Raw genomic sequence first — 10,140 nt, 5'->3', positions numbered from 1 at the left:
GGGACCTGCCGGGGGCGACGGGGCGCCGGCGCCACGGGTTGCGCTGCCAGAGGCTTCCGCGTGGCGCCGTACGGTTTGCCCTGTGGCGCTCCGTGCGGCTGTTGTTTCTTCATTTTAACGTCCTGCCCGGCCGTGCCGCACACCCGGCTCGCTGGCCTTCGGTTGGCCGCGTACGGGTCATTCCCGTCCGTGCCGGCGCAGCGCCGGGCGCTTGCGTCATGCCGATCACCTGGCCGATCACCTGATCGTGCGCGGTCAGCAAATGGTTTCGCGGCCCGTGCCGTCATCGGCCGGAAACCGTCCGGCGCATATCGCGCGAGCAATGTCACGAGCAATGTCATCAGCCGGATGATTGTTTCGTGATTGCGGTCACGCTGATACCACCCCTTAATTGAATCTGACCCAACGGCAATTCCCATGTTGTCTCACACGATTTTGCATGCCGTTAGGACCAGCTCCGATATAGTGTGTAGTTTCGTAATGGGGAAAGCTGCGTGAACACCCTGGCGATCGGCGGCCGTGATCGGTGATTGGCAGGGAGGAAACTGACGAATGCCGATGTCAGCCGGCCCGGTGCTGACGCCACGGCAGGATCCATGGTCAGCAACCGGGGTCAGCAACCGGGGTCAGCAACCGGGGTCAGCAACCGGGGTCAGCAACCGGGGTCAGCAACCGGGGTCAGCAACCGGGGTCAGCAACCGGGGTCAGCAACCGGGGTCAGCATCTGGCAACGGCAGACGCGGCTCACCTGTTGGACTGCGCAAAAACAGCGAGTTGAACCGATACCACATGGCCGAAAAATTCCTGTGCCAACCCAATCAGGCCTCCATCGCGCAGGAGCGCGACAAGTTCCTTCCGGGCGATTGGGTTGAAGTGCGCCCATTCGCCGAGGTGCTTGCCACCCTGGACGAGCAGGCCTCGCTCGACGCGATGCCGTTCATGCCGGAGATGGTACAATACTGCGGGCAGCGCTTTCGCGTCAGCAAGTCGGCCCACAAGACCTGTGATCCCACCGGCGGCAGCGAGCTGCGCCGGTTGAACGATGCCGTGCACCTGGAGACCCGCTGCGACGGAAGCGGCCATGACGGTTGCGATGCACATTGCCTGCTGTTCTGGAAGACCGCCTGGCTGAAGCCGGTCGATGGGCCGGCCGGGACAGCGGGGACCCAGCCGGCGCCGGATCTCGACGGCCTTGCCCTGCTGCAACGCGCCACCCTTGCCCCGGCAGCCGAGGGCGGGGAGATCCGCTACCGGTGCCAGGTAACGCAAATCGTCGCCGCAACCGAGGCGATATCGAACACCAATCTGCGCCACTATTTCGAGGACATGAGCCGCCGGAACGTTCCGGTGGGAACGTTTATCCGTCATATGGCCGAAACCATCTGGAAGCGCGGCAACGGCAAACTGGCCAGGCTGCTGCGGGCACGAAACGGCGCCGCGCCCGAGCCGGTGCGTCCACCGCCGGCACGCGCCGCGGCGCCCGGGGCGGCGCCCGTCGCAACGCTCGGTCTGCAGCCCGGCGAATGGGTGCGCGTGCGTTCGGCGGAAGACATCAAGGCGACGCTGAACAGGAACTGGAAGAACCGCGGCCTGGTGTTCGATCGGGAGATGCTGCGGTATTGCGGCAAGACCTATCGCGTGCTGGGACGGGTCAACCGGCTGATCGACGAGAAATCCGGCCGGATGATCAGGCTGGTGAATGACTGCATCATCCTGGAAGGCCTGAAATGCGCCGGGCTGGACAACTATTCGCGGCTGTTCTGCCCACGCGCGCCGTATTTCTACTGGCGGGAGGCATGGCTGGAACGGGTTGCGGGGCAGGAGGTTCAGGCTGCCGGCGGGGCAGTAAAGCCGGCGGCGGGAACGATTGTCCGGCGAGTCAAGGCGGTGGTGCGCGGGGTGCCGTAGCAGGCCGCTGGATCGGGCCGGCTGCTGACAGGATGAAGGCCTGCCATGCCGGTCGTTGCTCGGCTATACCGTGAATTGTTCCGCAATGATCCGCTCCGACAGCCCCCGGTCCGGATCGAACAGCACCCGCACGCACACCGTCCGGTCCTCGCTCACCGCCACCGAAACCACGTCGCGCACCTCGGTGAAATCCGCCACCGCCGCGGTCGGGCGCTTGTCGTGCTCCAGCACCTCGAACACCACATCCGCATCGCTCGGCAGCAGCGCGCCCCGCCACCGCCGTGGCCGAAACGAACTGATCGGCGTCAGCGGCAGCAGATTTGCGGAAAGCGGAACGATCGGCCCGTGCGCCGACAGGTTGTACGCGGTCGATCCGGCCGGAGTCGAAATGAGTACGCCGTCGCAGGACAGCTCCTCCAGCCGCACCCGGCCATCCACCAGGATGCGGATCTTCGCCGCCTGGCGCAGTTGCCGCAGCAGGCTGACCTCGTTGAACGCCAGCGCCTCCTCCACCGCGCCGGCAGCGGTCACCGCGTGCATGCGCAGCGGATGCAGGTCCGCCGCCTGGGCGCACGCCAGCCGCTCCAGCAGGTGGTCCTCGCTGTAGGTGTTCATCAGAAAGCCGACCGAGCCGCGGTTCATGCCGTAGACGGGGATCTTGCAGGGCAGGACCTTGTGGATCGTCTCCAGCATGGACCCGTCGCCGCCCAGCGCCACCACCACCGCGGCCTTGTCCAGCGAACAGGCGCCGTAGCGCGCGGTCAGCCGATCCTTCGCCTCCTGCGCGATCGCCGAGGACGCTGCCTCGAAGGCGATCTGCCCGACTTCGTAATTTCGTTCCTCGGCCGGCGGGGGGCCAGGGGGCAGGCCAGGGGGCAGGTCGCTCAAAGGCGCTTCCTGTGGTCCAGCACGGGCATGTCGCGGCGCACCCGCGCTGTCAGGTCCTGGTCGATCCGCGCCGTGACCCAGCCGGTGCCGTCGGAGGCGCGCGCGACGACGTGCCCCCAGGGGTTCACCACCATGGAGTGGCCGTAGGTGAAGCGCGGCTCGCCCTTGCCCTCCAGGTGTTTGCCCCAGGTGGCGGGGGCGGCGAACCAGCACTGGGTCTCGATCGCGCGGCCGCGGATCAGCGCTTCCCAGTGGTCGCGGCCGGTGGCCAGGGTGAAGGCGCTGGGCAGGAAGATCAGCTCCGCCCCGGCCGCGCGCAGCGTCCAGAACAGGTCGGGGAAGCGGACGTCGTAGCAGATGGCGCAGCCGACTTTCACGCCCGCGGCGTCGTAGGTGACGATTTCGTCGCCGGCGCCATAGGCGGCGCTTTCGCGGTAGCCGGTGCCGTCGGGGGCGACGATGTCGAACAGGTGCATCTTGCGGTAGCGTGCCATCTCGGAGCCGTCGGGGTTGAACACCACGGTGGTGTTGAACAGCTTCTCCGGCCCCTGTTCGATGATCGAGCCGCCATGCACGTGTATGCCGGCGGCGCGGGCGGTTTCGCGCAGGAATTCATACGCCTCGCCGCCCGGTTCGTTGGATCCCCTGGCCGGCAGCGCCTCCGCGTTGGCGGCGCGGGTGGCGCGGTCGCCGCCGAGGGAATCCCAGACCTCCGGCAGGCTGACGATGTCCGGGCGGTCCTGCGTCACCGCCTGGTCGATCAGCCGGCGTGCCTGGGCGATGTTGTCGGCTTTGTCGGCGCCGGGGTTCATCTGTATCACGCTGACGCGCATCCGCGGTCTCCGGTTCTGCCGGGGCAGAGAAGCGTATCCGCCGCCGCGACGCAACAGGGTGGCGAGGCGGCGGGGGGCTGTTTATGTTGCAATGCGAGGGAAGGGGGAGGCCATGCAGCGGATCAAGGTGTGGGACCTGCCGGTGCGGCTGTTCCACTGGTCGCTCGTCGTGCTGGTCGCCGCCGCCTGGGTGACGCAGGAAGCCAACCTGATGGACTGGCACGTGCGATGCGGCACCGCCATCCTGGCGCTGCTGCTGTTCCGGGTGATCTGGGGCTTCGCCGGCAGCGACACGGCTCGGTTCGGCCGCTTCCTGAGGAGCCCCGCCGCGGCGCTGCGCCACCTGTCCCACCTGCGGCGGCGCGAGGCGGACCGGGAGATCGGCCACAACGCCGCCGGGGGATGGATGGTGCTGGTGATGCTGGCGCTGCTGGGCGTGCAGGCGGGCACCGGGCTGTTCTCCAACGACGACGGCAATACCGAGGGGCCGCTGATGCACCTGGTGGACAAGGAGCAGAGCGACTGGCTCAGCAAGGTCCATGCGCTGAACTTCAACCTGGTGCTGGGGGTGATCGTGCTGCACGTGCTGGCGATCGGCGCCTATGCCGTGTTCAAGCGGCAGAACCTGGTGCGGCCGATGCTGACCGGGACGAAGGCGATGGAGGGGGAGGTGGTTGCGCCGCGGCTGGTCAGCCCGGTGTGGGCGCTGGCGGCGCTGGCGGCGGCGGTGGGGATCGTGGTGTGGGTGGTCGGGGCGTAGAGGGTCATCGAAAGGACTTCTGTCCGTTTGATCATCGGCAAAGCGGCTTTTGTTGCAGCCTCAGGCTGGTCTGAATGATGATCGTCAGCCCGCTTGTGCCGTTCCTCAGCAAGCCACGGCTGGCGGACGAATTCCGGGAACGGATGAGATGAAACCGCATCGGCCGATCGGGGGCTGTTCCATCGCTGCTTCCGAGCCGCGTGCGCCCTGGCGCGAAGAGAAAAAACGTTTCGATCAGTAGCAGGCGTCCAGGGCCGCGGGAGAGGCGCCGATCTGGTGGCCGGGGTTGCCCAATATCCCAACGGGTGGCAGGCTTTGTGTGATCGTTATCGGGGCCGGGGTGCCGCGGCATCCTGGCTTCTCAGACAGCGGCCGATGCGTCCGCCCCCCGGTTTCGGCCCAGCTTCCGATCGCACTGAGGTCGTTTTATCTGCCCGGCTTATCTGCCCCGCGCGCTCGGTCAATCGAATGGGTATGTCGAGACGCGGACGCTGCATCGAACGGATCCGCCGCCTGTGCGGCGACTGGCCTCGAACAAGGGAGCATGAGCATGGCAACCTCCGATGCGCTTCGCGACACGAGGATTCCTCTCAGCCACGGATCCGGCATGATCCCCGCCGTCGGGTTTGGCACACTGATCCCCGATCCCCTCGCGACCAAACAGGCGACCAGGACCGCATTGGAGGTGGGATTCCGGCACCTTGATTGTGCGGAACGATACCGCAATGAAGAAGCGGTTGGCGATGCGATGCAGGCAGCGTTCAAGGCAGGGACGGTTCAGCGGAAGGACGTCTTCATTACCACGAAGCTATGGAACACCAATCATCGTCCTGAACGGGTCAAACCCGCCTTTGACGCAAGTTGCCGGCAGCTGCAACTCGACTATGTGGATTGCTATCTCATCCATACCCCCTTTGCCTTCCAGCCCGGCGACGACCAGGACCCAAGGGACGAGCACGGTCAGGTCATCTATGATTCCGGGGTGACGTTGGTCGAGACATGGCAGGCGCTCGAGCGCCTCGTTGACGACGGCCGGTGCAAGGCGATCGGCTTGTCGGACGTCACCTTGGAGAAGGTGCGGGAGATCGTTGCGGGTGCGCGGATCAAGCCCGCCGTGGTGCAGGTCGAATCCCATCCGTACCTGCCCGAATGGGACCTGCTCGAGTTCTGCCGGGAGCACGGGATTGTGCTGCTGGCGTTCGCGGCGTTGGGACATGGGTTGAGCCCGAAATTGGTGGATGATCCTGTCATCACAGGCATCGCGCGGCGCGTTCACAAGACGCCTGCCCAGGTTGCGCTGGCGTGGGCCGTGCAACGCGGCACCGCTTTCCTGACCACCTCGACCAAACCTGAATATATCCAACAAAACTTTGAGATATCGGCCCTGCCTGAAGACGCCATGCGAGAGATTCGGGAGGGCATCAGGACGAACGTCCGGTTCAACGCGGTGGTGGGGACCGGCGTGCCGGGCTTTATTCCCCGAACCAGGTGAACCGGGCTCAGGTGCGTCTCCGGAGGTTCCATGATGGGCGTGGTCGTTTCGGTCAATGTCGGACTTCCCCAGGACGTTGCGTGGCAAGGCAGGACGGTCCGGACGGGGATCTGGAAGAAGCCTGTGACGGGGCGGATTTTCGCCGGCCGGCTGAATCTCGCTGGCGACGGCCAGGGGGACCTCGGCGGCCATGGCGGCGAGCAGCGTGCGATCATGGTTTATCAGCTCGAATCCTACCGCTACTGGGCGAACTATCTTGGGCGGTCGGATCTCGTGCCCGGGATCTTCGGCGAGAACCTTACAGTGGACGGCCTCGCCGATGCCGAGGTCTGCATCGGCGATCGTTTCAGAATCGGCAGTGTCGTCGTCGAGGTCAGCCAACCACGCGACACCTGCTACAGGGTCGGCATCAGGTTGGAAAATCCGGAGATGCCGGCGCTGCTGGTTGCGCACCACCGGCCCGGCTTTTACGTCCGCGTCATCCAGGAAGGCGAGCTCGGCGCCGGCGATCGCATCGAGAAGCTCTCCGACGGCCCCGAGCGCATGACAGTCGCCGAGATCGATGCCCTGCTCTACGCCGCTGAGCACCCGCTCGAAGCCTTGCGCCGAGCCGTCCGCATTCCGGCGCTCAGCCCGGGGTGGCAAGGCTCCATGCGGAAGCTGGCCGCCGCTGCCGAAGCGGGCGGCACGACGGGCAACGCCGGCCTCGGGCCCGGCGCATCAGCACCCCTCGCATGGCGGGGATTCCGCCCGCTGGTGATCGCGGCGTCGCGTGAGGAGAGCGCGGACGTCCGATCGTTCGAGCTCGCCGCCGAGGACGGCTTGCCGCTGCCACCAGCCTTGCCGGGCCAATACATCGTAGTCCGCGTGCAGCCGGACCCGGATGCGCCTGCCGTCACGCGGAACTATTCGCTGTGCGGTCCACCGGGCAGCCCGAACTATCGGATTGGCGTCAAGAACGAGCACGGTCTCGCAAGCGGCTTTCTCCACCAAAGCGTCCGGGCTGGCAGTCACGTGGCGGTCAGCGCGCCGCGCGGTTCGTTCACGCTCGCGGACGGCATGACGCCCGCCGTGCTCATCAGCGCCGGCGTCGGCGTCACGCCGGTGCTGGCGATGCTGCATGCCGCGGCCGCTGCGCCGCCTCGGCCGGTTTGGTGGCTGCATGCGGCCCGCGATCGGGCGCACCATTCCTTTGCCCGGGAAGCGGACGACCTGCTCGTTACGCTCCCGGCATCCCGGCGCTGCGTGGCCTACAGCCGGCCCGCACCGGGAGACGTGCCCGGCCAGGACTTCGATCGGCAAGGCCGTCTCTCGCCGCAGTTGCTTCAGGATATCGGGGTTCCCCAGGATGCCGACTTCTACCTGTGTGGCCCGCCCCGCTTTCTCGAGGATTTCCAGAAAGGCCTGGCGGCATGGGGCATTTCCCGGTCCAGGATTCATGTGGAAGTGTTTGGGCCTGCACCCGCTCTCACGCCCGGGGTCTCCAGTGTCGCAGCAGCCTTGCCGCATCGTCCTGACGGTCCTGCGGGCGGCGGACCCATGGTGACGTTCCTGCGCAGCGGTCTCGCCGTGCCATGGGACACCCGCTTCGGCAGCCTGCTCGAACTGGCCGAAGCCTGTGCCGTTCCGGTGCGCTGGTCCTGCCGTTCGGGCGTGTGCCACAATTGCGAAAGTGGCTTGATCGAAGGCGAAGTCGCCTATGCGCCAGAGCCGCTGGACCCGCCCGCCGAAGGCAATGCGCTGATCTGCTGCGCAACGCCGATAACCGTGGTCGAGCTCGATCTCTGAGGGGATAGCCAAAGGCGCCGCACCGAAGTTCTGCGCCGGCGATTGGACATCAGGCCATTTCGCAGCGCGCTCGCGTGGATCCTGGACGCGCGCAGGCCGCGATGCGTCCGGCTGGACGCCCAACAGGCACCTTGGTATCCCCGTGCTGAAAGCCGTCTGGCGCATCAATTCAAAAGGGACGGGGCAAAAGGGACGGGGCAAAAGGGACGGGGCAAAAGGGACGGGAATGCAGCGCAATCTCCACAAACAGGCAGCGCGGGTTCGCCTCGGCTCTTACGAGTTCAAGAAGAAGGGGGCTTCGCGATTCGATATGCGCGATCCCTATCATCTCGCGGTTGCGCTCACCTGGCCGCAGTTCCTTGCAACCTTGCTTGCAATCTACCTGCTCGTGAATATTGCCTTCGCCGCCCTGTTCTGGTTGGTTCCGGGTGCCGTGGCCAGTGCCCGGCCGCATAACTTCGGGGACGTCTTCTTCTTCAGCATCGAGACGCTGGCGACAGTCGGCTATGGCGAGATGTATCCTGCGACGCTGTATGGCCATGTGATCGCAGCAATCGAGATTGTCGGCGGACTCGGCTTCACGGCCATCGTGACCGGCTTGACCTTTGTCCGCTTTTCGCGCCCGCGGGCCAAGCTGGTCTTCGCGGCCAATCCGGTTGTGGCGACGCATAACGGCAAGCCGACGCTGATGTTACGGGTGGGGAACGGGCGCCTGGGTGTGCTTTTGGACGCGGTGGCAAAGCTGAACGTGCTTCTGTCCGTTGCGACTCCGGAAGGCAGGCATTTTCGTCGTGCGCAGGAGTTGCGGCTCGAACGGGCGCACCTCCCGGCCTTTCCTCTAACCTGGACACTCATGCATGTGCTGGATGAGCGGAGCCCGTTGCGCGGCTACGATGCGGGGCGGGTGATTGCGGCGCGCGCGCAACTGTTCGTGACAATCGAAGCGCGCGACCCGACGCTTGCGACTGTGGTGCATGACATCCGCAACTATACGCCGGACGATATACGATTCGGCATGCGCTATGCGGATGCCGTGATCATCGCGGAGGACGGCACGCCCGTCGCGGACCTGACCAGGATCGGGGTTCTGGAGCCGGACACGGGCGAGCATCTGGAACCGGGCTGGACGGAGCGGGAAGAAGCATTGGAGTAGATGCCGCGGGCCTGCCCGCGGTCGTTAGCTCGAACTAACATTATTTAACTTGCTCGTGCGGCAGGCTGTGCGGTAACGGGTCACGTGGTTCGGCTTGGCTATCCAGGCTATAGCGGCCAGATCCCAAACATTCATTGATCGGGCCGGCATTGTCTCGATGTTTAACCCCTATCCGGCCTGCGCCGGACATGACGGGCAAGGGCGCTCGTGCGCCAATTGAAGCGGCTATTCGCGTCGAACCCTAAGTTGGGCGAGAGCCCTCGCGCGGCGTCAACAATCTCGCGTACCTCCTTTGCGTGATGACGCCCGTCTTGCTGCTGCCGTGCGCGTCGAGCCGGCCACCTGCGAAAACCGAATTCTCGAAGATTTCCAGTCCTCGACAAGGGAGGTGAATCCATGAAGATCGTCGTCATCGGCGGCACCGGCCTGATCGGCTCGAAGACCGTCGCCATTCTGCGCCAGGGCGGCCAAGAGGTCGTTGCGGCCTCGCCCGAAAGCGGCGTCAACACCATCACCGGCGAGGGGCTCAAACAGGCCACGGCCGGCGCGCAGGTGGTGATCGATCTCGCGAATTCGCCCTCATTCGAAGACAAGGCGGTGCTGGAATTCTTCGAGACCGCCGGCCGCAACCTTCTCGCGGCCGAGGCAGCCGCGGGCGTCCGGCACCATGTCGCGCTCTCCATCGTCGGAATCGACCGGACGGACAATGGCTATTTCCGCGCCAAGGTCGCCCAGGAGAAACTGATCGTCGCTTCCGGCATCCCCTACACTATCATCCGTTCGACCCAGTTCCTGGAATTCCTCGGCGGCATCGCGGATTCAAGTATGGATGGAAACGTCATCAGGCTTCCGCCCGGCCTGTTCCAGCCCATCGCGGCGGACGACGTCGCCCCCATCGTCGCCGAGGTGGCGCTTGCGGCCCCGCGCAACGGCATCGTCGAGATCGCCGGCCCGGAACGAGTGCCGTTCAACGAAATCGTCGCCCGCTACCTGAAGGCAATCGGCGACCCGCGTGAGGTGGTGCGTGACCCCGAGGCGCGATACTGGGGCAGCCGGATCGAGGAGCGCTCGCTCGTGCCGTTGGGCGAGGCGCGCCTTGGCCGCATCGGCCTGGACGAATGGCTCCGCCGTTCAAAGGCGAAAGCCTGATCCCGCATCCGTCGTTGGTGCAGAAGTCCGGCGTGAATGGCGGCTGGCCCCGTATGCCCGGGAAAGTCACGGTCTTGCTGATCGAAGCCTTGCGACTGCCGCTTGATCAGGCCACCGCCCCAGCCGCCGCCACCAGCCGCTCGAACTCCGCCACCGACAGCGTCTCCGC

8 protein-coding genes are annotated in these 10,140 nt (G+C 65.8%); 6 read left to right on the top strand and 2 right to left on the bottom strand.

Annotation, left to right across the window (positions count from 1 at the left end; all coding sequences use genetic code 11):
- Window positions 1-789: 789 nt before the first annotated feature.
- Window positions 790-1,908 carry a hypothetical protein gene (locus CCS01_RS15620; RefSeq protein WP_104519722.1) on the top strand — a complete coding sequence of 373 codons (1,119 nt, stop codon included), beginning with the start codon at window positions 790-792 and terminating at the stop codon, window positions 1,906-1,908.
- A gap of 63 nt (window positions 1,909-1,971) precedes the next feature.
- Here CCS01_RS15620 and CCS01_RS15615 read toward each other — a convergent pair whose 3' ends face one another.
- Together CCS01_RS15615 and CCS01_RS15610 are read right to left on the bottom strand one after the other, a co-directional pair.
- The gene (locus CCS01_RS15615; protein WP_239992187.1) at window positions 1,972-2,787 is read right to left on the bottom strand and encodes an NAD kinase; all 816 of its coding nucleotides are present in this window, start codon (window positions 2,785-2,787) and stop codon (window positions 1,972-1,974) included.
- Window positions 2,788-2,792: 5 nt separating this feature from the next.
- Window positions 2,793-3,629: a carbon-nitrogen hydrolase family protein gene (locus CCS01_RS15610; RefSeq protein ID WP_104519721.1), complete on the bottom strand. Its 837-nt coding sequence runs from the start codon at window positions 3,627-3,629 to the stop codon at window positions 2,793-2,795.
- Between the two features lie 112 nt (window positions 3,630-3,741).
- Between CCS01_RS15610 and CCS01_RS15605 the strand changes: the two genes are divergently transcribed.
- The 5 genes from CCS01_RS15605 (at window position 3,742) to CCS01_RS15585 (ending at window position 9,971) form a co-directional block, all read left to right on the top strand.
- Entirely contained in the window at window positions 3,742-4,389 is a 648-nt protein-coding gene (locus CCS01_RS15605) for a cytochrome b/b6 domain-containing protein (protein WP_104519720.1), read from the top strand.
- Window positions 4,390-4,939: 550 nt separating this feature from the next.
- A complete protein-coding gene (locus CCS01_RS15600; protein ID WP_104519724.1) occupies window positions 4,940-5,881 on the top strand; it encodes an aldo/keto reductase in 942 nt (313 codons plus the stop codon).
- Between the two features lie 30 nt (window positions 5,882-5,911).
- Window positions 5,912-7,669 (top strand): MOSC and FAD-binding oxidoreductase domain-containing protein, encoded by a 1,758-nt coding sequence (locus CCS01_RS15595; protein WP_204848302.1) that lies wholly within the window; start codon window positions 5,912-5,914, stop codon window positions 7,667-7,669.
- A gap of 142 nt (window positions 7,670-7,811) precedes the next feature.
- Window positions 7,812-8,822, top strand: a complete 1,011-nt coding sequence (locus CCS01_RS15590; protein ID WP_146101785.1) for an ion channel — start codon at window positions 7,812-7,814, stop codon at window positions 8,820-8,822.
- 396 nt (window positions 8,823-9,218) lie between these two features.
- A complete protein-coding gene (locus CCS01_RS15585) occupies window positions 9,219-9,971 on the top strand; it encodes an SDR family oxidoreductase (protein WP_104519718.1) in 753 nt (250 codons plus the stop codon).
- The last annotated feature ends 169 nt before the right edge of the window (window positions 9,972-10,140 follow it).

The sequence above is a fragment of the Rhodopila globiformis genome, assembly GCF_002937115.1.
GTDB classification, from domain to species: domain Bacteria; phylum Pseudomonadota; class Alphaproteobacteria; order Acetobacterales; family Acetobacteraceae; genus Rhodopila; species Rhodopila globiformis.
The sequence above is the reverse complement of the archived record's forward strand: the minus strand, read 5'-3'. Positions and strand labels throughout refer to the sequence as shown.

Excerpts from the sequence above, each read along its gene's own strand:
- CCS01_RS15605 (WP_104519720.1), top strand. The coding sequence starts at position 3,742 with ATGCAGCGGATCAAGGTGTGGGACCTGCCGGTGCGGCTGTTCCACTGG.
- CCS01_RS15595 (WP_204848302.1), top strand. The coding sequence starts at position 5,912 with ATGATGGGCGTGGTCGTTTCGGTCAATGTCGGACTTCCCCAGGACGTT.
- CCS01_RS15600 (WP_104519724.1), top strand. The coding sequence starts at position 4,940 with ATGGCAACCTCCGATGCGCTTCGCGACACGAGGATTCCTCTCAGCCAC.
- CCS01_RS15620 (WP_104519722.1), top strand. The coding sequence starts at position 790 with ATGGCCGAAAAATTCCTGTGCCAACCCAATCAGGCCTCCATCGCGCAG.
- CCS01_RS15585 (WP_104519718.1), top strand. The coding sequence starts at position 9,219 with ATGAAGATCGTCGTCATCGGCGGCACCGGCCTGATCGGCTCGAAGACC.
- CCS01_RS15610 (WP_104519721.1), bottom strand. The coding sequence starts at position 3,629 with ATGCGCGTCAGCGTGATACAGATGAACCCCGGCGCCGACAAAGCCGAC.